The organism is Stenotrophomonas sp. 8(2023) (assembly GCF_030345295.1).
In the GTDB taxonomy this organism is placed as follows: domain Bacteria; phylum Pseudomonadota; class Gammaproteobacteria; order Xanthomonadales; family Xanthomonadaceae; genus Stenotrophomonas; species Stenotrophomonas muris.
In genome coordinates this window covers 3467136-3491708 of the sequence record NZ_CP128404.1, presented here as the reverse complement: position 1 = coordinate 3491708, position 24573 = coordinate 3467136, and the positions used below count along the sequence as shown (strand labels likewise).

24 protein-coding genes are annotated in these 24573 nt (G+C 67.3%); 20 read left to right on the top strand and 4 right to left on the bottom strand.

Annotated elements, in window-relative coordinates; all coding sequences use genetic code 11:
• Nucleotide 1: 1 nt before the first annotated feature.
• Nucleotides 2-310, bottom strand: coding sequence for a hypothetical protein (locus QP609_RS16295; RefSeq protein WP_005418535.1), 309 nt, complete (start codon nucleotides 308-310; stop codon nucleotides 2-4).
• Nucleotides 311-589: 279 nt separating this feature from the next.
• Nucleotides 590-2977: a TonB-dependent receptor gene (locus QP609_RS16290; protein WP_197621344.1), complete on the bottom strand. Its 2388-nt coding sequence runs from the start codon at nucleotides 2975-2977 to the stop codon at nucleotides 590-592.
• 334 nt (nucleotides 2978-3311) lie between these two features.
• Between QP609_RS16290 and QP609_RS16285 the strand changes: the two genes are divergently transcribed.
• Nucleotides 3312-5177, top strand: coding sequence for an ABC-F family ATP-binding cassette domain-containing protein (locus QP609_RS16285; protein ID WP_014648175.1), 1866 nt, complete (start codon nucleotides 3312-3314; stop codon nucleotides 5175-5177).
• Nucleotides 5178-5256: 79 nt separating this feature from the next.
• On the opposite strand, the gene ampR is transcribed toward QP609_RS16285, so the two are convergent.
• Nucleotides 5257-6123: a LysR family transcriptional regulator AmpR gene (ampR, locus tag QP609_RS16280; RefSeq protein ID WP_197621345.1), complete on the bottom strand. Its 867-nt coding sequence runs from the start codon at nucleotides 6121-6123 to the stop codon at nucleotides 5257-5259.
• 175 nt (nucleotides 6124-6298) lie between these two features.
• Here ampR and blaL2 point away from each other — a divergent pair, with 175 nt between their 5' ends.
• The 3 genes from blaL2 (at nucleotide 6299) to QP609_RS16265 (ending at nucleotide 9208) form a co-directional block, all read left to right on the top strand.
• Complete coding sequence (gene blaL2, locus QP609_RS16275) at nucleotides 6299-7213, top strand: L2 family extended-spectrum class A beta-lactamase (protein WP_197621346.1); 915 nt, start codon at nucleotides 6299-6301, stop codon at nucleotides 7211-7213.
• An 85-nt stretch (nucleotides 7214-7298) separates the two neighbouring features.
• A complete protein-coding gene (locus QP609_RS16270) occupies nucleotides 7299-8513 on the top strand; it encodes a cation:proton antiporter (RefSeq protein WP_014648172.1) in 1215 nt (404 codons plus the stop codon).
• A gap of 53 nt (nucleotides 8514-8566) precedes the next feature.
• Complete coding sequence (locus QP609_RS16265) at nucleotides 8567-9208, top strand: hypothetical protein (protein WP_289213810.1); 642 nt, start codon at nucleotides 8567-8569, stop codon at nucleotides 9206-9208.
• Nucleotides 9209-9307: 99 nt separating this feature from the next.
• On the opposite strand, the gene QP609_RS16260 is transcribed toward QP609_RS16265, so the two are convergent.
• A complete protein-coding gene (locus QP609_RS16260) occupies nucleotides 9308-10042 on the bottom strand; it encodes a DUF3011 domain-containing protein (RefSeq protein ID WP_014648170.1) in 735 nt (244 codons plus the stop codon).
• Nucleotides 10043-10200: 158 nt separating this feature from the next.
• Between QP609_RS16260 and aspS the strand changes: the two genes are divergently transcribed.
• The 16 genes from aspS (at nucleotide 10201) to ybgF (ending at nucleotide 24560) form a co-directional block, all read left to right on the top strand.
• Nucleotides 10201-11952, top strand: a complete 1752-nt coding sequence (gene aspS, locus QP609_RS16255; protein ID WP_014648169.1) for an aspartate--tRNA ligase — start codon at nucleotides 10201-10203, stop codon at nucleotides 11950-11952.
• 16 nt (nucleotides 11953-11968) lie between these two features.
• Complete coding sequence (locus QP609_RS16250) at nucleotides 11969-12292, top strand: hypothetical protein (protein WP_014648168.1); 324 nt, start codon at nucleotides 11969-11971, stop codon at nucleotides 12290-12292.
• A gap of 31 nt (nucleotides 12293-12323) precedes the next feature.
• Complete coding sequence (locus QP609_RS16245; RefSeq protein WP_014648167.1) at nucleotides 12324-12845, top strand: GNAT family N-acetyltransferase; 522 nt, start codon at nucleotides 12324-12326, stop codon at nucleotides 12843-12845.
• Between the two features lie 75 nt (nucleotides 12846-12920).
• Nucleotides 12921-13553, top strand: a complete 633-nt coding sequence (locus QP609_RS16240) for an alpha/beta fold hydrolase (RefSeq protein ID WP_032958946.1) — start codon at nucleotides 12921-12923, stop codon at nucleotides 13551-13553.
• A gap of 176 nt (nucleotides 13554-13729) precedes the next feature.
• On the top strand, nucleotides 13730-14461 hold the full coding sequence (locus tag QP609_RS16235) for a YebC/PmpR family DNA-binding transcriptional regulator (RefSeq protein ID WP_014648165.1): 732 nt from the start codon (nucleotides 13730-13732) through the stop codon (nucleotides 14459-14461).
• 105 nt (nucleotides 14462-14566) lie between these two features.
• Entirely contained in the window at nucleotides 14567-15088 is a 522-nt protein-coding gene (ruvC, locus tag QP609_RS16230; RefSeq protein WP_014648164.1) for a crossover junction endodeoxyribonuclease RuvC, read from the top strand.
• Nucleotides 15089-15101: 13 nt separating this feature from the next.
• Nucleotides 15102-15695: a Holliday junction branch migration protein RuvA gene (ruvA, locus tag QP609_RS16225; RefSeq protein WP_014648163.1), complete on the top strand. Its 594-nt coding sequence runs from the start codon at nucleotides 15102-15104 to the stop codon at nucleotides 15693-15695.
• A 49-nt stretch (nucleotides 15696-15744) separates the two neighbouring features.
• On the top strand, nucleotides 15745-17664 hold the full coding sequence (locus QP609_RS16220; RefSeq protein ID WP_014648162.1) for a potassium transporter Kup: 1920 nt from the start codon (nucleotides 15745-15747) through the stop codon (nucleotides 17662-17664).
• A gap of 136 nt (nucleotides 17665-17800) precedes the next feature.
• Nucleotides 17801-18841, top strand: coding sequence for a Holliday junction branch migration DNA helicase RuvB (ruvB, locus tag QP609_RS16215; RefSeq protein ID WP_014648161.1), 1041 nt, complete (start codon nucleotides 17801-17803; stop codon nucleotides 18839-18841).
• Complete coding sequence (gene ybgC, locus QP609_RS16210) at nucleotides 18831-19262, top strand: tol-pal system-associated acyl-CoA thioesterase (RefSeq protein WP_014648160.1); 432 nt, start codon at nucleotides 18831-18833, stop codon at nucleotides 19260-19262. Before ruvB ends, ybgC begins: the two co-directional genes overlap by 11 nt.
• A gap of 10 nt (nucleotides 19263-19272) precedes the next feature.
• Complete coding sequence (tolQ, locus tag QP609_RS16205; RefSeq protein ID WP_005410752.1) at nucleotides 19273-20052, top strand: protein TolQ; 780 nt, start codon at nucleotides 19273-19275, stop codon at nucleotides 20050-20052.
• Between the two features lie 24 nt (nucleotides 20053-20076).
• The gene (gene tolR, locus QP609_RS16200; RefSeq protein WP_006438804.1) at nucleotides 20077-20505 is read left to right on the top strand and encodes a protein TolR; all 429 of its coding nucleotides are present in this window, start codon (nucleotides 20077-20079) and stop codon (nucleotides 20503-20505) included.
• Nucleotides 20495-21550: a cell envelope integrity protein TolA gene (tolA, locus tag QP609_RS16195; RefSeq protein WP_014648159.1), complete on the top strand. Its 1056-nt coding sequence runs from the start codon at nucleotides 20495-20497 to the stop codon at nucleotides 21548-21550. Before tolR ends, tolA begins: the two co-directional genes overlap by 11 nt.
• Before the next feature lie 285 nt (nucleotides 21551-21835).
• The gene (tolB, locus tag QP609_RS16190; RefSeq protein WP_014038220.1) at nucleotides 21836-23155 is read left to right on the top strand and encodes a Tol-Pal system beta propeller repeat protein TolB; all 1320 of its coding nucleotides are present in this window, start codon (nucleotides 21836-21838) and stop codon (nucleotides 23153-23155) included.
• A gap of 64 nt (nucleotides 23156-23219) precedes the next feature.
• Nucleotides 23220-23738: a peptidoglycan-associated lipoprotein Pal gene (gene pal / locus QP609_RS16185; RefSeq protein ID WP_014648158.1), complete on the top strand. Its 519-nt coding sequence runs from the start codon at nucleotides 23220-23222 to the stop codon at nucleotides 23736-23738.
• Between the two features lie 3 nt (nucleotides 23739-23741).
• Complete coding sequence (ybgF, locus tag QP609_RS16180) at nucleotides 23742-24560, top strand: tol-pal system protein YbgF (protein WP_049406165.1); 819 nt, start codon at nucleotides 23742-23744, stop codon at nucleotides 24558-24560.
• The last annotated feature ends 13 nt before the right edge of the window (nucleotides 24561-24573 follow it).

The window sequence follows — 24573 nt, the reverse complement described above, 5'->3', positions numbered from 1 at the left end:
CTTACGGAAAAATCTGTGTTTCGCCATCGGCGTACAGCATCACCACGCGCGGCGCCATCAAGGGAATTTCCTGACGGGCCGGGCCAGCAGGTCCGGGCTTCACGTCGCGCCGCAGCATGGTTGTGCATTGGCCGGATATGGGGCAGCGATCAACAACGACTTTCATGGTGTCCCCTTCCACGACATAGCTCATCCCTGCCGCGTAATACATGCTTTCCATCGGTTCATTGAACTGGACCTGGAGCTTCGACGCGGAGAGCTGGGTGACGACGACCGGCTCAAGGCTCGATTTGGAATAGCTGGGTTTCACGTGATCTCCTGAACACCCTGACAGGGGGGCCGCCAGCGCAACCCACGCGAGCGCAGCGTACACATGGCGGCGAGTGATGCAGGCTCTCGTCACGGAGCGGCTCCTTCGTTGGTCCGCTGATTATGCACGGGACGACCTATGAGGCGCGTGCAACAGCGCACAGCCTGGAAACCGGGTGCAGGAGCTGGCAACGGTATACGGTCAGGGCCGCGCCTGCCCCGAGGCCGCGGGCGGGTGTGTGGAGCAGCGCCGGGCAGGGCCCGGCGCACCCATTACCCCTTACCAGGTGTACTTGATCCGCCCGTACACATACGCGCCGTTGAAGCCGAACGGCGAGTAGTTGCTGTACGGCAGCATGCCGAAGGTGGAGTTCTGCAGGTCTTCGGTGCGGTCCGGGTACTTGTCCAGCAGGTTGTCGGCACCCACGGTCAGGGTCCAGTTGCTGCTGGGCTTGTAGCTGGCCGAGGCATCCACCACCCAGGCGTCGCCGTAGGTCTGGTCACGCAGCGCGGTGGCCGAGTTGCGCACGGTGAATTTGCCGTAGCGGGTGGCGGCCAGGCCCAGCTCCCAGTGGTCCGAACGCCAGGTGCCGCTCAGGATCGCCTTGTCGCGCGGGTAGCTGTCCTCGATGCGACCGATCTCATCACGGCCGATCAGCGACTGGGTCAGGCCCAGCGTGCCGAACACCGGCGGGGTGCCGCCAACGCGGCGCACTTCGGTGTCGTTGTAGCTGTATGCCGCGGTCAGCTCCAGGCTGCTGGCGCTGAACGGTACCGTGTAGCTGGAGACGAAGTCGACACCGCGGGTGCGCGTATCCAGGCCGTTGGTGAAGTAGGAGAACGCGGTCACCTGCGGCAGGCCCAGGGTGCCCAGCAGCGCGCTGGTCGCGGCATTGGTGGTGATGCTCGACGACAGCGCGATGCGGTCATCGATGTCGATCTGGTAGGCATCGACGGTGATGTACAGGCGGTCGACCGGCTGCAGCACCAGGCCCAGGCTGTAGGAGGTGGAGGTCTCGGCCTTCAGCGGCGAGGCGCCCAGCGCCTGCGCGGCCTGGCTGGTGGTCGGGAAGGTGCCGCGCTCGACGAATACGCCATTGAGGAACTGGCTGGTCACCGCCTGGTAGCCCTGCTGCGCCAGCGAGGGCGCGCGGAAACCACTGGAGGCGGTGGCCCGCAGCGCCACCTTGTCGGTGAACGCGTAGCGCGCCGACAGCTTGCCCGAGAAGCGGTCGCCGAAGTCCGAATAGTCTTCGTAGCGGCCGGTGATGCCGGCCGAGAACTTGTCGGTCAGGTCCGCTTCCAGGCCGGCATAGACCGCGTAGTTGTGGCGGTCGGCATGCACTTCATTGGTCGGGGTGAAGCCGCCGAAGCCCTGCGCGCCACTGCCCGTGTACGAGTTCAGTTCGCCCGGGTTCTGGTCCCACTTCTCCTTGCGGTACTCACCGCCGAAGGACAGCGTGACCGGGTAGGCCAGGCCCCAGTCCAGCGACTTGGTCAGATCGGCATTGAAGATGTCCTGCTGGTACTTCAGCGTGCCGTCGTAGAACGAGCGCGGGCTGGTCGCACCCAGGCTGTAGTTGATGCTGTTGCGGGTGTGGAAGTCCAGGGTGTTCTCGCCGTGATTCAGGCTCAGGTCCCAGGTCCAGCCGTTGTCGGTGTTGCCCTTGACCCCAGCCACCAGCGAGCGGTCCTTGGAATACTGGTTGATCTCCGGCACGTAGCCGTCCGGGTAGGTCTGCGCCAGCAGCGCGCTCTGCCCGCTGTGGTTGCGCGAACGGTAGAACGCGAACGAGGTGATGTCGCGGTTGCTGAGCAGCGCGCTGGCGTAGCCGGTCACGTGGTCGCTGAAGTCGAAGCTGGCGTTGGCCGAGGCCGCGGTGGCATCCACGCGCGGGTCGCCGACGATGAAGGTCTTCTGGCCGATGCTGGGGAAGTTGCCGGTGTTCGGCGTGGTGCCGCGGTACGGGCCGGCGCGGTTGCTCTCGTCCTGCTGGCTGATCTGGCCGGCCACGTGCACGCGGCCGCGGCCGTTGCCGAACTCGACGCCGGTGTCGCCGGACAGCTGGTACTTGTTGCCGTCGCCGGCCGAGTACTGGCCGTAGTCCACTGCCAGGCTGCCGCCACTGCCGCTGCCCTTGAGCACGATGTTGATGACGCCGGCGATGGCGTCCGAGCCGTACTGCGCCGAGGCACCGTCGCGCAGCACTTCCACGCGCTCGATGGCGGCGATCGGGATCGCGTTGATGTCCACCGCCGACGAACCACGGCCGATGCTGCCGTTGACGTTGATCAGCGCCGAGGTGTGGCGGCGCTTGCCGTTGACCAGCACCAGCACCTGGTCCGGCGACAGGCCGCGCAGCTGCGCCGGGCGCACGCCGCTGGTGCCGTCGGTCAGCGCCGGGCGCGGGAAGTTCAGCGAGGGCAGGGCGCGCGACAGTGCGGTGGCCAGTTCACTGGTACCGGTGGACTGCAGCACTTCGGGGGTGATGATGTCGATCGGCGACTGCGATTCGGCGACCGTGCGGTCGGCCACGCGGGTGCCGGTGACGATCACCGTGTCCAGGGTGTTGGCGGCGGTGCCGGCCTGCTGTGCAGCGGCGACGAACGGAGAGCCACCGAGTGCGACAGCGACGGCGGCGGCGATCAGGTGGGTCTTGCGGGTCATCGGGATGGGCTCCGGTTGGCGGGGGCGGCACCGGAATCGACATCACGAGCGTGAGGCGGACGGCGGTTGTTGCGGTGCGCAATACAGCAATTAACGGGATATTCAGTGCCTGTCAAATGCCAGGCGTCAGAAAAAACGTTGCAGCAGCAACCATTTAGCCCGGATCAGCGCTGGCAGGAAGGGACCCCGGGACGCGCGCGGCGGGGACGTGGGAGAGAGGAACGTCGGCCACTGCGCATCCCGGGACGCGTCAAGTATTCGTTAACGCTAGAATTGCGTCGCAGGAACAGTGCTCACCAGCACATTCCATCCGGTTATATGGACCCCTCCCCCGATGATCTCCCTTCGTAATTTCGCCTTGCGCCGCGGCGAGCGGCTGCTGTTGTCCAATGTCGACCTGACCCTGCACGCCGGTTACCGGGTAGGTGTGGTCGGCCGCAACGGTGCTGGCAAGTCCAGCCTGTTCGCGGCGGTGAAGGGCGAGCTGGAGGCCGACAAGGGTGACGTCGACCTGCCCGGCAAGGTGCGCATCGCCAGCGTGGCCCAGGAAACCCCGTCGCTGCCGGATCCGGCGCTGAGCTTCGTGCTGGGCGGCGATACCGAGGTGGCCGCGGTGCTGGCCGAAGAGGCCGAGGCGACCGCGCGCGAAGACTGGGAGGCGGTGGCCAACGCGCACACCAAGATGGCCGAGATGGGGGCCTACGACGCCGAAGCGCGTGCCGGCAAGCTGCTGCACGGCCTCGGCTTCCCTGCCGAGACGCACCACCGTGCGGTGTCCTCGTTCTCCGGCGGCTGGCGCGTGCGCCTGAATCTGGCCCGCGCGCTGATGATGCCCAGCGACCTGCTGCTGCTCGACGAACCGACCAACCACCTGGATCTGGACGCGGTGTACTGGCTGGAACAGTGGCTGCTGAAGTACCCCGGCACCCTGCTGCTGATCTCGCATGACCGCGAGTTCCTCGACAACGTGGCCACCCACACCCTGCACCTGCATGGCGGCGGCGCCAAGCTCTACCCGGGCGGCTACACCGATTTCGAGCGCCAGCGCGCCGAACAGCTGCGCCAGCAGCAGATCGCGCACGAGAAGGAACAGGCCGAGCGCGCCCACCTGCAGAGCTTCATCGACCGCTTCAAGGCGCAGGCCAGCAAGGCCGCGCAGGCGCAGAGCCGCATGAAGCGCCTGGCCAAGCTGGCCGGCACCGAAGCGGTGCGCGCCGAGCGCGAGTTCCGCATCGAGTTCGCGCCGCCGGCCAAGCTGCCGTTCTCGCTGATCCGCCTGAACCACGTCGAGGCCGGTTACGGCAAGGACGCGGTGATCCTGCACAACGTCGGCTTCGGCCTGGAAGCGGGACAGCGCATCGGCCTGCTCGGCCCGAACGGTGCGGGCAAGACCACCCTGGTGAAGACCCTGGTGGGCGAACTTGCACCGATCGTCGGCGAGCGCATGGCGCACCCGGACCTGAAGATCGGCTACTTCGCCCAGCACACCGTGGAATCGCTGCACGAAGGCCAATCGCCGATGGAGCACTTCCGCGAGATCGCCCCGGACGCACCGAACCAGTCCTTCCGCGATTTTCTCGGCAAGTGGAACTTCCCGGGCGATCGTGCATTCGAGCCGGTCGATGGGTTCTCCGGTGGCGAGCGCGCGCGCCTGGCGCTGGCGCTGATCGCCTGGCAGCAGCCGAACGTGCTGCTGCTGGACGAACCGACCAACCACCTTGACCTGGAAATGCGTGAAGCGCTGGCCGAAGCGCTGGCCACCTTCGAAGGCGCGATCGTGATGGTCTCGCATGACCGCCACCTGATCGGCCTGGTCTGCGATACCTACTGGCGCGTGGCCGATGGCGTGGTCGAGCCGTTCGATGGCGACCTGGATGCCTACGCCGCGTGGCTGCGCACCCGCCCGCAGGCGCAGGGCACCAAGGCACGCATGGAGCAGGTGGAAGAACCGGTGGTGGTCAAGACCGCGCCGGTGGCGCAGGTGGTGCAGAAGAAGCCGGTGAACCCGCACAAGCTGGCGGCTGCCGAGGCCAAGGTGGCCGAACTGGAGGGCGCGCTGGCCGAGCTCGACCGCCAGCTGGCCGACCCGGCCAACTATGCCGATGCCACCCGCATGGCGGTGATCGGCCGCGACCGCGAAACCACCGCCGCGCAGCTGGAGAAGGCCGAAGCGGCGTGGATGGAGCTGCTGGAGTCCTGATCACGCAAAAAAAAAGGGGACGGAGGGGATTAAGTCGTTTGTGCCACAAACGACTTAATCCCCTCCGTCCCCTTTTTTGTTACGTGCCCTGCGCCTGCAGCCATTCGCGGAAGCGCTTGGCTGGTTCGCGCTCGGCGCGCGAGCGCAGCCGCGTCAACCAGTAGCGGCCCAGCTCCAAGGTGGTGCCGAAGGGCTGCAGCAGGCGGCCTTCGGCCAGTTCCTGCTCGAACATGCGCAAGGGCAGCAAGGCCACGCCGGCGCCCCCGGCGGCGGCCATCGCCACCGTCAGTGAGGAATCGAACACCGGCCCGCGGGCTTCCACGCCGCTCACCCCGGCCGCCTGCAACCAGCGCGGCCATTCGTCGCTGCGGTAGGAACGCAACAACGGCAGTGTGGCGAGGTCGCGCGGTTGCTTCAGCCGCCGCGCCAATGCGGGGGCGCACAGCGGTGCGAAGGGCGCATCGAGGATTGCCGTGCAGGCCTGGCCCTGCCAGTCGCCATCGCCGAAGCGGATCGCCAGATCCAGCCCTTCGCCGGCCAGGTCGATGCGGTTGTTGTGGGTCTGCAGGCGCAGCTCGATGTCCGGGTGCGCCGCCTCGAACGCCGCCAGCCGTGGCAGCAGCCAGCCGGTGGCGAAGGTACCGACCACGCCCAGCGTCAGTACTTCCCGGGCCGGCCCGCCGGTGTAGCGCGCAATGCTGGCGGAGATGCGTTCAAGCGATTCGTTGAGCACCGGATACAGCGCCGCGCCCTCGTCGGTGAGCGCCACGCCGCGCGGCAGACGATGGAACAGGCGGATGCCGAGCCGGTCTTCCAGGCCCCGGATCTGATGGCTCAGTGCGGCCTGGCTGACACACAGCTCGAGCGCGGCACGGGTGAAGTTCTGGTGGCGGGCGGCGGCTTCAAAAGCGCGCAGCGCGTTCAGCGGCAGGGTGGGGTGCAGCATCGGAGAGCCGTGAGCCAGGGTGATGGCTGATCCTACCCGTTCAATGAGGAATTTCGTAAATCTCAAACATTTGATCGCGTCAGGCATGAGTTCAACTTATGGCTTGCCCTGATTTTTCGCGCTGGTCGGTTGCAGGGGAGGCGCCAATAATCGAGCGGTCACCAGGAGAACCCCTATGCTCGCCCGTCGCCGATTCCTGCAGTTCAGTGGTGCTGCCGTTGCGTCCTCGCTGCTTGCCCCGGCGCTGGCGCAACCGGTTTCCGCCTCGTCTGGCATACCCGCCGCGAACGCCGCCATTGCCGGCGCCGCCGATTTCGCCGCGCTGGAGAAAGCCAGCGGTGGCCGCCTGGGCGTCACCGTGCTGAACACCGGCAACGGCCGTCGCATCGGCGGGCATCGGCAGGATGAGCGCTTCCCGATGTGCAGCACGTTCAAGTCGATGCTGGTCGCCCATGTGCTGGGCCTTGCCGATGCAGGCCGCGTTTCGCTCGACACCCGTGTGCCCATCGCCGGGAAGGATCTGCTGTCCTACGCTCCGGTGGCGCGCCGCCACGTGGGCAAGGATCTGACCGTGCGCGACCTGTGCCGGGGCACGCTGACCACCAGCGACAACACGGCGGCCAACCTGCTGCTGGAGGTGGTGGGCGGGCCATCGGCGCTGACGGCATTCCTGCGCGGGCAGGGCGACAGCATTACCCGCAATGACCGCAACGAGCCGGACGTGAATCTGTTCGCGAAGGGAGACCCGCGCGATACCACCAGCCCGGCCGCGATGGCCACCAGCCTGGCCCGCTTCGCGGTGGGCAATGGCCTGCAGCCTGCATCGCGCCGGCAGTTCGCCGATTGGCTCATCGACAACCAGACCGGCGATGCCTGCCTGCGCGCCGGGCTGGGCAAGCGCTGGCGGGTGGGGGACAAGACCGGCAGCAACGGTGATGACACGCGCAACGACATCGCCGTGCTGTGGCCGCATGCGGGCGGCACCGCGTGGGTGGTCACCGCCTATCTGCAGGGCGCATCGGTCGATGACGACCAGCGCGCAGCAGTGCTTGCACGGGTGGGGGCGCTGGCCGATGCGATGATCGGATGAGGTAACCGGGGTCATTGGGAAATGGCTTGCCGGATCGGTCGGGCACGCGCATCCTGCGCGCGTTCGAACCCCACGGAAGACCCCGATGAGCCATGAGTTGATCTACCTGCTGCTGATCTTCGCGCTGCTGGTGATCCCGCGCGCACTGCAGCGCTTCAGCCTGCCGGCGCCGTTGACCTGCCTGCTGTTCGGCATCATCGGCATGCTCTGGCTGGGCGACCAGGCACACGACGCGGTGATCGGCCTGCTGGCCACGCTGGGCATTTCCTCGCTGTTCCTGTTCGCGGGCCTGGAAGTGGATCTGCAGGCGCTGCGGCGTGGCATGTGGCCGCTGCTGGCGCACCTGGTGATCCGTACCGGCACGCTGTTCGGCGTGGGCTGGCTGGCCTGGCGCTATGCGGGGCTGCCATGGCAGGCCGCTGGGCTGCTGGCGCTGGCGCTGCTGACGCCCTCCACCGGCTTCATCATGGATTCGCTGTCGCGGCTGGGCCTGAGCGAGGACGAGCGGTTCTGGGTCACCAGCAAGGCCATCGCCGGCGAACTGCTGGCGCTGGCGGCGTTGTTCATCGTGCTGCAGGCCGGCGACCCGGGCCACATGGCGCTGTCCAGCCTGGCCCTGCTGGCGATGATGATCGGCCTGCCGCTGCTGTTCATCGCGCTGGGCCGCTGGGTGGCGCCGCACGCGCCGGGCTCGGAGTTCTCGCTGCTGGTGATGGTCGGCATGGTGGCGGCGTACATCACCTATCTGCTGGGCGTGTATTACCTCGTGGGCGCGTTCATCGCCGGCCTGGTCGCGCGCCTGCTGCACCAGCGCATGCCGCTGCTGGCCTCGCACGAGAACCTGCACGCGCTGCGCCTGTTCGCCTCGTTCTTCGTGCCATTCTATTTCTTCAATGCCGGCACCAAGGTGCCCAGCGAAGCCCTCAGTTTCGAGGCGCTGGGGCTGGGCATCGTGATCACCCTGGTGGTGCTGCCGCTGCGCATCGGCGTGGTCTGGCTGCAGCGCCGGGTGATGTTCGGCGAGAGCTTCCGCAGCAGCCTGCGCGTCTCGCTGGCGCTGGCCCCGACCCTGATCTTCACCCTGGTGCTGGCGGCGATCATGCGCGAGCGTTTCCAGATTCCGGCGGTGCTGTTCGGCGCGCTGCTGCTGTACGCCGCACTGACCACACTGTTGCCGTCGCTGGTATTCCGCACACCCTTCGACGTCGATCCGGTGGAGCAGGAGCCGGCGGGCAAGGGCGAGTCCGCGCCGGTAGCGGCCACCGAGACGCGGCCGGAACCTCACATCGCCGAACGCTGACCGGTTGCCGCGCGCGGTTTGCGCCCGTCGGCCATGGCCGTTAGGGTTGGGGCATGAAACTGCCTGCCGTTGTCACCGCTTCCGCCCTCCTGCTCAGCCTCGCTGCCTGCTCGCAGCGTTCCGATACGGTCGCGCATGATCTGGCGACCGCACCGGCCGATGCCTTCATGGCTGCCATCGCCGCGCATTGCGGCCAGGCCTATGAGGGCCTGGTGGTGGAGGACACGCCGGCACCGACCGGCAAGGACCCGTTCGCCGGCCAGCGCCTGGTCATGCATGTGCGCGGCTGTGCCGACCCCGCCCATGAACTGCGGAGTCCCTTCCATGTGGGGGATGACCATTCGCGCACCTGGGTGCTGACCCGCACCGAAAACGGCCTGCGCCTGAAACACGATCATCGCCACGAAGACGGTAGCCCCGACGCGATCACCCTCTATGGCGGCGACAGCACGCCACCGGGCACCGCCGAGCGCCAGCGGTTCCCAGCCGACTCCGATTCGGTGGCGATGTTCCGTCGTGCCGACATGCTGGCCTCCACGCACAACACCTGGGCGATGGAGATCGACCCCGACCAGACTTTCGTCTACGAACTGACGCGCCCGGAAGGCCGCCGTTTCCGCGTGAAGTTCGACCTGAGCAAGCCGGTCGAGCTGCCGCCCGCACCGTGGGGCGACGAGAAGGCGCCGGCACCCTGATCTTCGGGTCGGATCCCTCCTGCGGAGGGTCCGACCCGGTCACTGCATGAACCCACGGGTCAGAGCCCTGGCCGTCGGCCAGGGATCCGACTCCGGGGCTCAGCGCGCGCTGAAGCGTGCACGGCAGCCGTTGCTCACCCACACCTGGCCGCGTGCATAGCCCCAGCTGCGGCCTTCCTGGCAGGCACTGCCGGACAGCTGCTGCTGCAGCACCGGCCGGCCCTGGCGCTCATCCCAGTCGCAGTTCTGCGTGCGGTTGTTGTTGCTGCTGCAGGTGATCGAATAATTGCTGTTGCCGCCGCCCCAGCCACCGCCGCCGCCCCAGCCGCGGGCCTCGGCGAACTCGGCGCGGCAGCCGTTGCTGACCCAGACCGCGCCGTTGCGCACGCCCCAGGTGCGTCCTTCGTCGCAGGGGCTGCCGGACAGCTGGCGGACCAGGCGGGCGTTGCGCCAGCCGACCGGGCAGCTGCGCTCACGGTTGCTCTGGCTCTCGCAGCGGATGGTTTCGCCGGGACGGCCGTTGTTGCCGCCCCAGCCACCGCCATTGCCACCGCCCCAGCCGCCGCGGGCTTCAACGAACTCGGCGCGGCAGCCATTGCTGACCCAGATGCTGCCGTTGCGGCTGCCCCAGGTGCGGCCCTCGTCGCAGGCGCTGCCGGACAGCTGGCGGACCAGCTGCGCATTGCGCCAGCCGGTGCTGCAGACACGTTCACGGTTGTTCTGGCTTTCGCAGCGGATCACCCCGTCCTGCGCAGCGGCCGGAGCAGGGGGCAGGGCGAGCACGGCCAGAGTGCTCAGGGTCACGGCCAGGCTGGCCAGGGACAACGATTTCATGGCGGCATCCCATACGGTGGCAGGTGCCCGACTATAGGGACCGGGGCGATCAAGCCGGCGTGACTGCCCGGATTTGCCCCGGCCGGGGCCTCGGCCGCAGAATACGAGGCTTTCCGGCCCCCATCCGGTGCCGGCGTTCTCCAGCGGAGCTTCCCCCCATGCGTACCCACTTCTGCGGCCTGGTCGACGAGACCCTGATTGGCCAGACTGTCACCCTCGCCGGCTGGACCGACGTGGCCCGTAACCAGGGCGGCGTCTGCTTCATCGATCTCCGCGATCATGAAGGCATCGTGCAGGTGACCGTGGAGGTCGACAACGCCGACGTGTTCGCCGTGGCCGCGTCGCTGGGCTATGAGGACGTGCTGCAGGTGGAGGGCGTCGTGCGCGCCCGCCACGCGGTGAACGACAAGATGCGCACCGGCAAGGTGGAAGTGATCGCCACCGCCATCACCGTGCTGAACAAGGCCGCCCCGCTGCCGTTCCACGCCCACGAGAACCCGGGCGAGGAAACCCGCCTGAAGTACCGCTACCTGGACCTGCGCCGCCCCGAAATGCAGCGCATGCAGCGCACCCGCATCAAGCTGGTGCAGGCGCTGCGCCGCCACCTGGACGAAAAGGGCTTCCAGGACATCGAGACCCCGATCCTGACCAAGGCCACTCCGGAAGGCGCGCGCGACTTCCTGGTGCCGGCGCGCATGCATCCGGGCGAGTTCTACGCCCTGCCGCAGAGCCCGCAGCTGTTCAAGCAGATCCTGATGGTGGCCGGGTTCGACCGCTACTACCAGATCGCGCGCTGCTTTCGCGACGAGGCCCTGCGTGCCGACCGCCAGCTGGAATTCACCCAGCTGGACATGGAGTTCGCCTTCGTCCGCGAACGCGATGTGCAGGACTTCGTCGAGGACATGATCCGCGCCATCTTCAAGGAAGTGGTCGATGTCGAGCTGGATGCCAGCTTCCCGCGCATGACCTGGGCCGAGGCGATGCGTCGCTATGGTTCGGACAAGCCGGATCTGCGCATCGCGCTGGAACTGGTCGACGTGGCTGAACTGGTCAGGGACAGCGAGTTCCCCGTGTTCACCGGCCCGGCCAACGATGCCGAAGGCCGCGTCGCCGCGCTGCGCATCCCGGGCGGCGCGGCGCTGAGCCGCAAGCAGATCGACGAGTACGCCGCGCATGCCGCCAAGTACGGCGCCAAGGGCCTGGCCTACATCAAGATCGCCGACAACGGCGAAGTCAGCTCGCCGATCCAGAAGTTCTTCAGCGAAGAGCGCTTCGCGGCGCTGGTGGCCCATGTCGGTGCCGGCAACGGCGATATCGTGTTCTTCGGTGCCGGTGGCTACAACAAGGTCTCCGACTTCATGGGCGCGCTGCGCCTGAAGGCCGGCAAGGACTTTGGCCTGGTCGCCGACGGCTGGGCACCGCTGTGGGTCACCGACTTCCCGATGTTCGAGTGGGACGAGGAAGAACAGCGCTACGTCGCCCTGCATCACCCCTTCACCGCACCGGCCGTGGACGACATCGCCGACCTGCGCGCCAATGCCCGTACCGCCGTCTCGCGCGGTTACGACATGGTGCTCAACGGCAATGAAATCGGCGGCGGTTCGATCCGTATCCACCGTCCGGACATGCAGAGCGCGGTGTTCGAGCTGCTGGGCATCGGCGCCGAAGAGGCCCGCGCCAAGTTCGGCTTCCTGCTCGACGCGCTGAACTACGGCGCGCCGCCGCACGGTGGCATCGCCTTCGGCATCGACCGCATCGCCGCGCTGATGGCCGGAACCGAGTCGATCCGCGACGTCATCCCGTTCCCGAAGACCACCGGTGCACAGGATCTGATGACCGACGCGCCGTCGCCGATCGTCGACGCGCAGCTGGCCGAAGTGCACATCCAGGTTCGCCCCAAGACCAACTGATCAGGAGATCCAGGCAATGACCGAGTTTGCGTTTTCGCTGGAGTGGGAAAAGCTGGGCAATGAAGGCTCCGAGGCCACCCTGGTCACCGAGCGTGCACGCGTGTTCGGGGGTTGGCTGGTCCGCGTCGGTACCAATCCGGCCGCGATGGCCCTGACCTTCGTCGCCGACGGCGAAGGTCGTTGGGACGGTGAAGACTTCGGCGTCGAGGACTACGAGGACGACGAAGAGGAAGAAGAGTACGACGAGGACGAGGAAGGCGAGGAAGAAGAGGACGAGGACGAAGAGGAATACGAGGAAGAGGACGAGGAAGAAGAAGCGGAATCGCCTGGAAAGGCTTGACCCGCGCTTCGCCCTGACGTCAACTTCCTGCATGTATTCGATCCGCCGCGCCACTGTGGACGACGCGCCGACCCTGTCGGCGCTGGCCGCACGCACGTTCACTGAAACCTTCGGCCATCTGTACCCGCCGCAGGACCTGCAGGCCTTCCTCGAGGAGGCCTACACGGTCGAGCGCCAGCGCGTGATCCTGTCCCACCCCGATTACGCGGTGTGGCTGCTGGAACTGGATGGGGAGGCGGTCGGCCATGCCGCCGCCGGCCCCTGTGGCCTGCCGCATCCGGATGTGAAACCTGGTGACGGCGAACTCAAGCGCCTGTACCTGGTCAAGACGCAGCAGAGCTGCGGCTGGGGCAGCCGCCTGCTGGAAACCGCGCTGGCCTGGCTGGAACACGAAGGCCCGCGCACGTTGTGGCTGGGCGTGTGGTCGGAGAACTTCGGCGCGCAGCGCTTCTACGCCCGCTACGGCTTCGAGAAGGCCGGCGAGTACCTGTTCCCTGTCGGCGACACCCAGGACCTCGAATTCATCCTGCGCCGCGCGCCGCGCGCGGCCTGACGTTCACCGCCGCTTGCCGCGCGCGCGTGTTCAATCACCTCACGTTCCTGCCCCGCTGACCGCCAGGCTGTTTGCATGACTCCCCCCGTATTGCTGCTGCATGGCATCTGGAATGCCCGCGCCTGGGTCGGGCCACTGGCCTGGCGCCTGCGCGCGCGTGGTTTCCAGGTACACGCGTTCGGCTATCCCTCGGTGTTCGGTGGCCCCGATGTGGCAGTGCCGCAGTTGCTGGAACGTCTGGCCGACGCCGGGCCGTTGTCGCTGGTCGGTCACAGCCTGGGCGGACTGCTGGCACTGGAGGCGCTGCGCCGCGATCCGCAGCTGCCAGTGCAGCGCGTGGTCTGCCTGGGCTCGCCGCTGCGCGGCAGTGGTACCGCGCGCTCGTTGTCCGATCATGGCTGGGGGCTGGCGCTGGGGCGCAGCAGCGAGCTGCTGCTGGACGGCCTGCCGGACTGGCAGGGCAAGGCCGAGGTTGGCCTGATCGCCGGTTCGGTACCGCACGGGCTGGGCAGCCTGCTGGGCGCGATCGACGATGCGTCCGACGGCACCGTGGCACTGGCCGAGACCCGCCTGCCGGGCCTGGCCGACCATTGCGTGGTGCGTACCAGCCACAGCGGCCTGGTGGTGTCGCCCGACGCCGCGCGGCAGACCGCGCATTTCCTGCGCCACGGCCACTTCGACCACAGCCGCGACGCGGCGGCGGCATAGGGGCAGGGGAGGCGGGGCCGCCTTGTAGCGCCGAGCCCATGCTCGGCTGCATTCCGTCGGGCCCATTGAGCCGAGCATTGGCCCGGCGCTACAACAATACGGGCCTAGACACGGTTGCAGCGCCCGATCAGGTAGAATCCGCGCCTTGATCCTGAAGCAGCCAGACGGTAGCACCCATGGGTAGAGGCCCCTCCATCGAAGCCCGCAAGAACGCGTCCGACGCGAAGCGCGGCAAGATTTTCACCAAGATCATCCGCGAGATCGGCGTTGCCGCGCGCGGCGGTGGAGGCGACCCCAACAACAACCCGCGCCTGCGCGTGGCGGTGGACAAGGGCCTGGCCGTGAACATGTCCAAGGACGTGATCGAGCGCGCCATCAAGAAGGCCACCGGTGAACTGGAAGGCGTCGATTACGAGGAAATCCGCTACGAAGGCTATGCCCCGGGTGGCGTGGCCGTGATCGTCGACTGCCTGACCGACAACCGCGTGCGCACCGTGGCCGACGTCCGCCATGCGTTCAGCAAGTGCGGCGGCAACATGGGCACCGAAGGCTCGGTGGCCTTCATGTTCAAGCGCCTGGGCGTGCTCAGCTTCGCCCCGGGTGCCGACGAGGAAGCCATCACCGAAGCAGCCATCGAGGCCGGCGCCGACGACATCGTGGTCTACCCCGATGACGGCTCGATCGACGTGGTCACCAGCCCTGACGCGTTCAACGCAGTCAAGGACGCAATGGTCGCCGCCGGGCATGTCGCCGACCACGCCGAGATCACCTTCCGCGCCGACAACGACATCAAGGTCGAAGGCGAGGTCGCCCTGCAGGTCAAGAAGCTGCTGGACATGCTCGAAGACCTGGACGACGTGCAGGACGTGTATTCCAACGCCGAACTCGGCGCCGACGCCTACGCCTGAGCCGTCCTCGACGGCCTGGGCGCGGGCCGTTGAACGGTCACCGCGGACAGTCATGAGCCCATACGCCTGCCAGCGCCCCCCGTTCCGCCCCGCCAGGAGCGCGGCATGACCCGCATCCTCGGCATCGACCCCGGTTCGCAGCGGACCGGGGTCGGCATCATCGATGTCGACGCCGCCGGCCGCGTCAGTTACGTGCACCACCAGCCGCTGGTGCTGCTGGGCGCCGACGACTTCCCGCAGCGCATGAAACTGCTGGTGCTGGGCCTGGCCGATCTGTGCCGCGAGTACCAGCCCAATGAAGTGGCCATCGAAAAGGTGTTCATGGCGCGCAATCCCGATTCGGCGCTGAAGCTGGGCCAAGCCCGCGGCGCGGCGATCTCGGCCGTGGTGCTGCGCGACCTGCCGGTGCACGAATACGCCGCCAGCGAGATCAAGCTCGCGGTGGTCGGGCGCGGTGGCGCCGAAAAGCAACAGGTTCAACACATGGTCGGGCTCATGCTCAACCTGAAAACCAAGCTGCAGGCCGACGCGGCCGACGCGTTGGCGGTGGCGATCACCCATGCCCACGTAAGGGCGACGGCCAACCGCCTGGGGCTCAGTGCCCGCCAGGCGTGGGGCCGCAAATGAGGAGCTGCACGCAATGATCGGTCGACTGCGCGGCATCGTCGCCTACAAGGCGCCGCCGTGGCTGGTGGTGGACGTGAACGGAGTGGGCTACGAACTGGAGGCGCCGATGAGCACCTTCTACGACCTGCCCGAGCTCGGCCGCGAGGTCACCCTGTACACCCATTACTCGCAGAAGGAAGACAGCGTCTCGCTGTACGGCTTCCTGCGCGAGGGCGAGCGGCGCCTGTTCCGCGACGTGCAGAAGGTCAGCGGCATCGGCGCGAAGATCGCGCTGGCCGTGCTGTCCGGTGTCAGCGTCGAAGAATTCGCGCGCATGGTCCAGGCCGGCGACATCACCGCGCTGACCCGCATCCCGGGTATCGGCAAGAAGACCGCCGAACGCATGGTGCTGGAACTGCGTGACCGCGCGGCCCAGTTCGGTGCCGGCGGCGCGCTGCCCACCGGCAGTGGTCCGGCCCCGGCCGATCCGCTGTCCGATGCCACCGTGGCCCTGCAGCAGCTGGGCTACAAGCCGGCCGAAGCGGCCCGCATGGCCCGCGATGCCTTCAATGAAGGCGACGAAGTGGCCACCGTGATCCGCAAGGCGCTGCAGTCCGCGCTGCGCTGAACCGCGTCCCTTTCCCCCAACCTACCGCCTGAGCTTCGCCAGGAGTCCCATGTCCAGCAGTCAAACCCCGCACGCAGCCGCCCCCGGCGGCCATGGCCACGCCCCCTCCGCTGGAGGACTGGCGCTGGTCATCGGTGCGATCGGCGTGGTGTTCGGCGATATCGGTACCAGCCCGCTGTACACCCTGAAGGAAGCGTTCTCGCCACACTACGGGCTCAACAGCGACCACGACACCGTGCTGGGCGTGCTGTCGCTGGCGTTCTGGGCGCTGAACCTGGTGGTGACCCTGAAGTACGTCACCATCATCATGCGCGCCGACAACGATGGCGAAGGCGGCATCATGGCGCTGATGGCGTTGACCCAACGCACGCTGCGCAACGGCTCGCGCTCGGCTTATGTGGTGGGCATCCTCGGCATCTTCGGCGCCTCGCTGTTCTTCGGCGACGGCGTGATCACCCCGGCCATGTCCGTGCTCAGTGCGGTCGAAGGCCTGGAGGTGGCCGCGCCCGGACTTCATGTCTTCATCGTGCCGGTCACCCTGGTGGTGCTGCTGGCGGTGTTCGCCGCGCAACGCTTCGGTACCGAGAAGATCGGCAAGGCGTTCGGCCCGATCATGGCAATCTGGTTCGTGTCGCTGGCGGCAATCGGCATCTACAACATCGTCGATGCGCCCGAGGTGCTGAAGGCCTTCAACCCCTGGTGGGGCATCCGCTTCTTCATGGAGCACGGCTGGCACGGCATCTTCATTCTCGGTGCAGTGGTGCTGGCGGTGACCGGCGGCGAAGCGCTGTATGCGGACATGGGCCACTTCGGGCTGCGCCCGATCCGCCACGCTTGGTACTTCTTCGTGCTGCCGTGCCTGGTGCTGAACTACCTGGGGCAGGGCGCACTGGTGCTCAACCACCCCGAGGCCCTGAAGAATCCGTTCTTCGAGGCAGTGCCGTCGTGGGCGCTGTACCCGATGATCATCCTGGCCACCATGGCGGCGGTGATCGCCTCGCAGTCGGTCATCACCGGCGCATTCTCGGTCTCGCGCCAGGCCATGCAGCTGGGCTACATCCCGCGCATGCGCATCAAGCACACCTCGCACGACACCATCGGCCAGATCTACATCCCGGGCATCAACTGGGGCATTGCGGTGATGGTGTTCGGGCTGGTGCTGGCGTTCCGCAGTTCGTCCAACCTGGCCGTGGCGTACGGCATTTCGGTGTCGGCCACGATGCTGATCGACACCCTGCTGCTGGCCGTGGTGGCGCGGACGTTGTGGCCGAAGTCGCGTGGCTGGCTGCTGCCGCTGTGCGTGGTGTTCTTCATCATCGACCTCGGCTTCGTCATCGCCAACGGCGCCAAGCTGCTGCAGGGCGCCTGGTTCCCGGTGGTGCTGGGCATCTTCCTGTTCACCATGATGCGCACCTGGCGCCGTGGCCGCGAGCTGCTGCGCGACGAGATCCGCAAGGACGGCATCCGCCTGGATACCTTCCTGCCGGGCCTGATGCTGGCCCCGCCGGTGCGCGTGCCGGGCACCGCGGTGTTCCTCACCGCCGACCCGACCGTGGCGCCGCATGCGCTGATGCACAACCTCAAGCACAACAAGGTGCTGCACGAGCGCAACGTGTTCCTGCACGTGGAAACCCTGCCGATCCCGTATGCGATGGAAGGGCAGCGGCTGAAGATCGAATCGGTGGGTGACGAGTTCTACCGCGTCTACGTGCGCTTCGGCTTCATGGAGACCCCGGACGTGCCGCTGGCGCTGATGCGCTCGTGCGACCACGGTGGCATCTATTTTGATCCGATGGACACCACCTTCTTCGCCAGTCGCGAGACCATCGTCGCCACCGCCAACCGCGGCATGCCGATCTGGCGTGACAAGCTGTTCGCGCTGATGCACCGGAATGCCGCTCCTGCGACCGGCTTCTTCCGGATTCCGGGCAACCGCCTGGTCGAACTCGGGGCCCAGGTCGAGATCTGACGCGCGCGGGGTCGGATCCCTTTTCCGCAGGAAAAGGGCTCTGACCCCGTGTTCCCGGTGTTCCGGTTCGGGGTCAGAGCCGTTTTCCTCTGGAAAACGGATCCGACCCCATACGCTTTTGCCGCATAATCAGCACATGACCGACGACCGCATCATCGGCGCCGGCGCCACCCGCGAGGATGACGCCGCCGACGCCAGCATCCGCCCCAGGCGCTTGGCCGACTACCTCGGCCAGGCCCCGGTGCGCGAGCAGCTGGAGATCTACATCGAAGCGGCCAAGGCCCGTGGCGACGCGCTCGACCATGTGCTGATCTTCGGCCCGCCCGGCCTGGGCAAGACCACCCTCAGCCACGTCATCGCCAACGAACTGGGCGTGGCCCTGCGCGTGACCTCCGGCCCGGTGATCGAGAAGGCCGGCGACCTCGCTGCGCTGCTGACCAACCTGCAGCCGCATGACGTGCTGTTCGTGGATGAGATCCACCGCCTGTCGCCGGTGGTCGAGGAAGTGCTGTACCCGGCGATGGAAGACTTCCAGATCGACATCATGATCGGCGAGGGCCCGGCGGCCCGCTCGATCAAGATCGACCTGCCGCCGTTCACCCTGATCGGCGCCACCACCCGCGCCGGCCTGCTGACCGCGCCGCTGCGCGACCGCTTCGGCATCGTCCAGCGCCTGGAGTTCTACAGCGTCGAGGAGCTGACCCGGATCGTGCGCCGCTCGGCCACCATCCTCGGCATCGACTGCACCGCCGACGGCGCCGGCGAGATCGCGCGGCGCGCGCGTGGCACCCCGCGCATCGCCAACCGGCTGCTGCGCCGCGTGCGCGACTACGCGCAGGTGAAGGCCGGCGGCCACATCGACGAGGCCGTGGCACAGGCCGCGATGAAGATGCTCAAGGTCGATCCGGAGGGCTTCGACGAGCTCGACCGGCGCCTGCTCAAGACCCTGGTCGACTACTTCGACGGCGGCCCGGTCGGCATCGAATCGCTGGCCGCGGCGCTGTCCGAAGAGCGCGGCACGCTGGAAGACGTGGTCGAGCCGTACCTGATCCAGCAGGGCTTCCTGGTGCGTACCGCGCGCGGCCGCATGGCCACCCACAAGGCTTACCGGCACATGGGCCTGAAGCCGAAGAACCCGCCGCAGGACCTGTTCGCGGAGGTTCCCGATGTCGGTTGAGCCCCGATTCAGTTGGCCGACACGCATTTACTGGGAAGATACCGACGCAGGTGGCGTGGTCTACCACGCCCGCTACGTGGCCTTCATGGAACGGGCCCGGACCGAATGGATGCGTGCGCTCGGCTACGGCCAGGAGCGCATGCGCGCCGAGCACGGGATGGTCTTCGCGGTGCGCTCGATGCAGATGGATTTCATCAGGCCGGCACGGCTGGATGACACCCTGCAGGTGACTGCCCGCCTGGTCCAGCTGAAGAAGGCCAGCATGGTCTTCGACCAGCAGATCCTGCGCGACGGCGAGCTGCTGCTGTCCGCGCAGGTCCGCATCGCCGCACTGGAAGCGGCCAGTTTCCGCCCGCGTGGCATGGACGATGCCGTCCTTGCCGTGCTGCAACCCCACCTCCACCCCGAATCCGAACATTGAGGAACAACGGATGATCGCAACGCTCCTGGCCCTGCAGGCCACGGTCACCGAGGCACTGCCGGCCGACGTCAGCAACGCCGCGACACAGACCCTTGCCCAGGCCACCACCGGCGGCGGCATCAACTACCTCGAACTGATGGCCAAGGCCAGCCTGCCGGTGAAGATCATCGTGCTGCTGCTGCTGGTCGGCTCGTTCGTCAGCTGGGTGATCATTTTCCGCAAGGCCCGCGTGTTCAAGCAGGCCACCCGCGAAGCCGACGAGTTCGAGAACCGTTTCTGGTCCGGCGCCGACCTGGGCAAGCTGTACAGCGCAGCCACCGACCGCAGCCGCAGCGTGACCGGCCTGGAAGCCATCTTCGAAGCCGGTTTCCGCGAGTACACCCGCCTGCGCGACAAGCGCCGGCTGGATGGCCGTGCGCAGCTTGAAGGCGCGCAGCGCGCGATGCGCACCACCTATACCCGCGAAGTGGACCAGCTCGAGCGCAACCTGGAGCTGCTGGCCAACATCGGCTCGACTGCCCCGTACGTGGGCCTGGTCGGTACCGTGTTCGGCATCATGGTGACCATGCACGACATGATCAGCAGCGGTGCCCAGGCCGGTATCGCCGCCGTCGCGCCGGGCATCTCCGAGGCACTGTTCGCCACCGCCATCGGCCTGTTCGTGGCGATCCCGGCGGTGTGGGCCTACAACCGCTTCACCACCCGCGTGGAGCGCATGTCGGTGCGGTTCGAGACCTTCGCCGAAGAGTTCAGCTCCATCCTGCAGCGCCAGAGCGCTGGCGACGAGTAAGCGCCTGACCCGGGAGTCCAAGCCATGTCCGCTGCCATCGGTCGCCGCAAGCGCCGCAAGCTGAAATCGGAAATCAACGTCGTTCCCTACATCGACGTCATGCTGGTGCTGCTGATCATCTTCATGGTCACCGCACCGCTGCTCACCCTGAGCTTCGACGTCGACCTGCCGCAGTCCAACGCCAAGGCGCTGGAGAGCAAGCAGGACCCTGTGATCGTCTCGGTGCGCCAGGACGGCCAGCTCAGCCTGAAGCTGCCCGACGCCAAGGAGCCGGCCGCCGTGTCGGCCGAGGAACTGGAAGGCCGCCTGGCCGGCATCGCCGCCCAGGACAAGGGCGTGCGCGTGATCGTCGCCGCCGACCGCGCCGTGGCCTATGAGAAGGTCATTGCCGCGATGGACGTGATCAAGCGCGCCAAGGTAGACAAGGTAGGCCTGGCCACCGATGCACGCTGACGCCCTGCCACCCCCGCATCAGCGCGAACCCGGCTGGGGTCTGCCCCTGGCGCTGGCGTTGCTGGTGCACCTGCTGGTCGCGCTGGTCTTCATCGTGGCCTGGCTGTGGTCGCCCCAGCGCAACACCGATGCCGCCGCTGGCGACCCCTCGGTCGAGGCCAGCCTGGCGCTGTCCGCCTCCGAGGCGTCCGCCGCACGCCAGGCGCTGCGCCAGTCGGAGAAGCTGGAGGACCTGCCGCCGCCGGTCGCCGAGCCGATCCCGGTGCCGGAAGACACCATTCCGCCACCGCAGCCGATTCCCGAGCCGCGCCCGCAGGACGCGCCCACGCCCCAGCAGCAACAGGCGCAGGAGCGTGTTGCGCAGCCGGACACCAAGGACCAGGAAGCGGTGAGCGCACTGGCCATCTCGCAGGAGAAGGCCAAGCAGGAACAGGAAGCCAAGCGCCGCCAGGAGCAGATCGACCTGACCGAACGCAAGCGCCAGGAAGAAGCGGAGCAGAAGCTGCGCCTGGCCAAGCAGCAGGAAGCGGACGAGAAGAAGAAGCAGGCCGAGCAGGAGCGTGTCGCGGCTGACAAGGCCGAGGCCGAGAAGCAGAAGAAGATCGCCGAGATCCGTGCCCGCCGCGAGCAGGCCGAGAAGGAAGCCAAGCTGGCCGAGCGGAAGCTGCGCGAGGTCGCCGCCGCGCGCAATGCTGCCGGCAGTGCCGCTGCCGGCTCCAGCGGCGCTTCCCAGCCGGCGGCCGGTGGTGGTGGCAACAGCGACGATCTTTCAGCCAAGTACGCCGCAGCGATCCAGGCCAAGGTGCTGTCGCAGTGGGTGCGCCCGGATACGGTGCCGCTGGGCCAGCGTTGCCAGATCACCATCACCCAGATTCCGGGCGGCACGGTGATGCAGGCCAAGGTCAGCCCGAACTGCCCCTATGACGAGGCCGGCAAGCGTTCGATCGAGGCCGCGGTGCTCAATGCGCAGCCACTGCCGTACCGCGGCTTCGAGTCGGTGTTCGCGCGTACGCTCAACTTCACCTTTACCGCCCAGGATCGCTGAGGCGGGCAGGGCAGGGGTGGCCTCGGGCCACTCCTGCCCACGGATGTCGCGCTTGCCTCTGGCGTGCTCGGTTTCGGCCGGGCAGGCTGCAGGCTGCTGTCGAACACCGCCCCGAGGGGCGGCGTGACCGGGGCAGGCAGGTGCGATGTTAGCCACGACGTTAACGGTGCGTGAGAGGACGGGCTGGAACTGACCCGGAATTCACGTACCCTTGGTTCATGATTGCGAAGCGGTTCACTCCCGCTTTGTTATCCCTCGTTCCGGTTTCCCCCTATTGAGCGCTCCATGAAAAAGATGCCTCGCTGGCTTGCCGTGTTTGCGGCCCTGTTGCTGCCCTTTGCTGCCGTCGCGCAGCAGAAGGGGCTGGATATCGACATCATCGGCGGCAATGCCTCCGCCCTGCCGATCACCATCGTGCCGATGCCCTACCAGGGTTCGTCGGCCGCTCCGCAGACCGACGTCGCCGGCGTGGTCCGCGCCGACCTGGAGCGTTCGGGCCAGTTCCGCACGCTGCCGGAAGCGCAGATCGTCGAGAAGCCCGTGCGTGGCGGTGACATCCAGTTCGCCACCTGGCGCGCGCTGAAGCAGAACTACATCGTGGTCGGCCGCGTGCTCGATGCCGGTGCTGGTGCCTACCGCGTCGAGTACGAACTGTTCGACGTGCCCAAGGGCGAGCGCCTGCTGGGCCTGGCGATGACCGCCCGTGGCAACGCCATGCGCGACGTCGCCCACCAGATGGCCGACGCCATCTACGAGAAGATCACCGGCGTGCGCGGCGCCTTCTGGACCCGCATCGCCTACGTGACCGCCAGCGGCAAGGGCGATGCCATGCGCTATGCCCTGATGGTGGCCGACTCCGACGGTTACAACCCGCAGACCATCGTGCGTTCGGCCGAGCCGCTGCTGTCGCCGTCGTGGAGCCCGGATGGCAGCAAGCTGGCCTACGTCAGCTTCGAGCGTGGCAATTCGGCGATCTACATCCAGAACATCGGCACCGGTGCGCGCGAACTGGTCACCAGCTTCCGCGGCATCAACAGCGCCCCGGCGTTCTCGCCGGATGGCCGCAAGCTGGCCCTGACCCTGTCGCGTTCGGGCAACCCGGAAATCTACGTGATGGACCTGGGCAGCAAGCAGCTGACCCAGCTGACCAACCACTTCGCCATCGACACCGAGCCGACCTGGGCGCCGGATGGCAGCGCGGTGTACTTCACCTCCGACCGCGGCGGCCGCCCGCAGGTCTACAAGGTCGGCGCCGGTGGCGGCAGTGCCGAGCGCGTGACCTTCCAGGGCAACTACAATGCCAAGCCCTCGGTGTCCTACGACGGCAAGAAGATCGCCGTTGCGCAGGGCTCGGGCAACAGCTACAAGATCGCGATGATGGACAGCTCGCTGGGTTCGCCCCGCTGGAGCACGCTGTCCCCGGGTTCGCTGGATGAATCTCCGAGCTTTGCGCCCAACGCAAGCATGGTGTTGTACGCCGCCCGCGAGGGTGGCCGTGGTGTGCTGTACGCCGTTTCCGCCGATGCGCGCGTGCGCCAGCGGTTGGTTCTGGCTGACGGAGATGTGCGCGAACCGGCATGGTCCCCATACCGTACCCAGCGCTAAAAGAGTGTTAATATTTTCGCTGTCTTGAACCCCTCATCGGCCTAGGAGCCACAAAGGTATCGCCATGAACAAGTCCACCCGCGTTCTGCTTGTTTCCCTGCTGTCTGTGGCCGTCCTGGCCGGTTGCTCGAAGAAGGTGAAGGAAGAGCCGGCAACCCCGGTCGACACCGGCACCTCCACCACCACCCCGACCGGTCCGTCGACCTCCGGCCTGTACGGCCCGGGCGACCTGGACACCGACGCTTGCCTGCGCCAGCGCGTTGTCTACTTCGATCTGGACAAGGAAGACGTGAAGCCGGAATTCCAGGCCATCATGGCTTGCCACGCCAAGTACCTGCGTGACCGTCCGTCCTCGCGCATCACCCTGCAGGGCCACACCGACGAACGCGGTTCGCGCGCGTACAACCAGGCCCTGGGTGAGCGTCGTGGCAACGGCGTCAACTCGGCCCTGCAGGCCAACGGTGGCTCGGCTTCGCAGCTGACCGTCGTGTCCTACGGTGAAGAGCGTCCGGTCTGCACCGAGTCGAACGAGTCCTGCTGGTCGCAGAACCGTCGCGTCGAAATCGTCTACACCGCGCAGTAATCCATGCGCATTGGCATCAAACTGATGCTGGTCGTTGCGGCAGCCCTCGTGGCTGCCGCACCGGCGCATGCACAGCGACAGAGCCTGGCCGACCGTGTCGGCGCGCTCGAGCAGCAGATGTACAACAACAGCGCCAACCAGGACCTGTTGAACCAGATCAATCAGCTGCGGCAGCAGGTCACCAGCCTGCAGGCCTCGATCGAGCAGTTGCAGCACGACAACGCCCAGCTCAAGCAGTCCGCCCAGGACCAGTACCTGGATCTGGACAGCCGCCTGAACCGGTTGGAAGGGGGCAATGCCGCCCCGGCCCTGCCGCCCGTTCCGGCGAGCGCGCCGAAGGCCGCACCGGCCCCGGCAAAACCCGCAGCGGCGGCCACTTCCGAGCGGCCGCCTTCCGTCCACGGTGATGCCGGCAGTCTTGCCGCCACCGGCGACGAGCGCACCTCCTACAACGTCGCCTTCGATTCGCTGAAGGCCGGCAAGTACGATGATTCGGCGCAGTTGTTCCTGAGCTTCCTGCAGCTGTACCCGAACGGCGTCTACGCGCCGAACGCGCTGTACTGGCTGGGCGAGAGCTACTACGCCACCCGCAACTTCCCGATGGCCGAGACCCAGTTCCGCGAACTGCTCTCGCGCTATCCGACCCACGACAAGGCCGCCGGCGGCCTGCTCAAGGTCGGTCTCTCGCAGTATGGCGAGGGCAAGGTCGACCAGGCCCAGCAGACGCTGGAGGCCGTCGTGGCGCAGTACCCCGGCTCGGACGCCGCGCGCACCGCGCAGGACCGTCTGCAGTCCATCCGCCTCGGCAAGCAGATCCGCTGATCCGCTGACCCGG

Coding starts and splice junctions, on each gene's coding strand:
- QP609_RS16290 (WP_197621344.1), bottom strand. CDS start 2,977: ATGACCCGCAAGACCCACCTGATCGCCGCCGCCGTCGCTGTCGCACTC.
- QP609_RS16285 (WP_014648175.1), top strand. CDS start 3,312: ATGATCTCCCTTCGTAATTTCGCCTTGCGCCGCGGCGAGCGGCTGCTG.
- ampR (WP_197621345.1), bottom strand. CDS start 6,123: ATGCTGCACCCCACCCTGCCGCTGAACGCGCTGCGCGCTTTTGAAGCC.
- blaL2 (WP_197621346.1), top strand. CDS start 6,299: ATGCTCGCCCGTCGCCGATTCCTGCAGTTCAGTGGTGCTGCCGTTGCG.
- QP609_RS16270 (WP_014648172.1), top strand. CDS start 7,299: ATGAGCCATGAGTTGATCTACCTGCTGCTGATCTTCGCGCTGCTGGTG.
- QP609_RS16265 (WP_289213810.1), top strand. CDS start 8,567: ATGAAACTGCCTGCCGTTGTCACCGCTTCCGCCCTCCTGCTCAGCCTC.
- QP609_RS16260 (WP_014648170.1), bottom strand. CDS start 10,042: ATGAAATCGTTGTCCCTGGCCAGCCTGGCCGTGACCCTGAGCACTCTG.
- aspS (WP_014648169.1), top strand. CDS start 10,201: ATGCGTACCCACTTCTGCGGCCTGGTCGACGAGACCCTGATTGGCCAG.
- QP609_RS16250 (WP_014648168.1), top strand. CDS start 11,969: ATGACCGAGTTTGCGTTTTCGCTGGAGTGGGAAAAGCTGGGCAATGAA.
- QP609_RS16245 (WP_014648167.1), top strand. CDS start 12,324: ATGTATTCGATCCGCCGCGCCACTGTGGACGACGCGCCGACCCTGTCG.
- QP609_RS16240 (WP_032958946.1), top strand. CDS start 12,921: ATGACTCCCCCCGTATTGCTGCTGCATGGCATCTGGAATGCCCGCGCC.
- QP609_RS16235 (WP_014648165.1), top strand. CDS start 13,730: ATGGGTAGAGGCCCCTCCATCGAAGCCCGCAAGAACGCGTCCGACGCG.
- ruvC (WP_014648164.1), top strand. CDS start 14,567: ATGACCCGCATCCTCGGCATCGACCCCGGTTCGCAGCGGACCGGGGTC.
- ruvA (WP_014648163.1), top strand. CDS start 15,102: ATGATCGGTCGACTGCGCGGCATCGTCGCCTACAAGGCGCCGCCGTGG.
- QP609_RS16220 (WP_014648162.1), top strand. CDS start 15,745: ATGTCCAGCAGTCAAACCCCGCACGCAGCCGCCCCCGGCGGCCATGGC.
- ruvB (WP_014648161.1), top strand. CDS start 17,801: ATGACCGACGACCGCATCATCGGCGCCGGCGCCACCCGCGAGGATGAC.
- ybgC (WP_014648160.1), top strand. CDS start 18,831: ATGTCGGTTGAGCCCCGATTCAGTTGGCCGACACGCATTTACTGGGAA.
- tolQ (WP_005410752.1), top strand. CDS start 19,273: ATGATCGCAACGCTCCTGGCCCTGCAGGCCACGGTCACCGAGGCACTG.
- tolR (WP_006438804.1), top strand. CDS start 20,077: ATGTCCGCTGCCATCGGTCGCCGCAAGCGCCGCAAGCTGAAATCGGAA.
- tolA (WP_014648159.1), top strand. CDS start 20,495: ATGCACGCTGACGCCCTGCCACCCCCGCATCAGCGCGAACCCGGCTGG.
- tolB (WP_014038220.1), top strand. CDS start 21,836: ATGAAAAAGATGCCTCGCTGGCTTGCCGTGTTTGCGGCCCTGTTGCTG.
- pal (WP_014648158.1), top strand. CDS start 23,220: ATGAACAAGTCCACCCGCGTTCTGCTTGTTTCCCTGCTGTCTGTGGCC.
- ybgF (WP_049406165.1), top strand. CDS start 23,742: ATGCGCATTGGCATCAAACTGATGCTGGTCGTTGCGGCAGCCCTCGTG.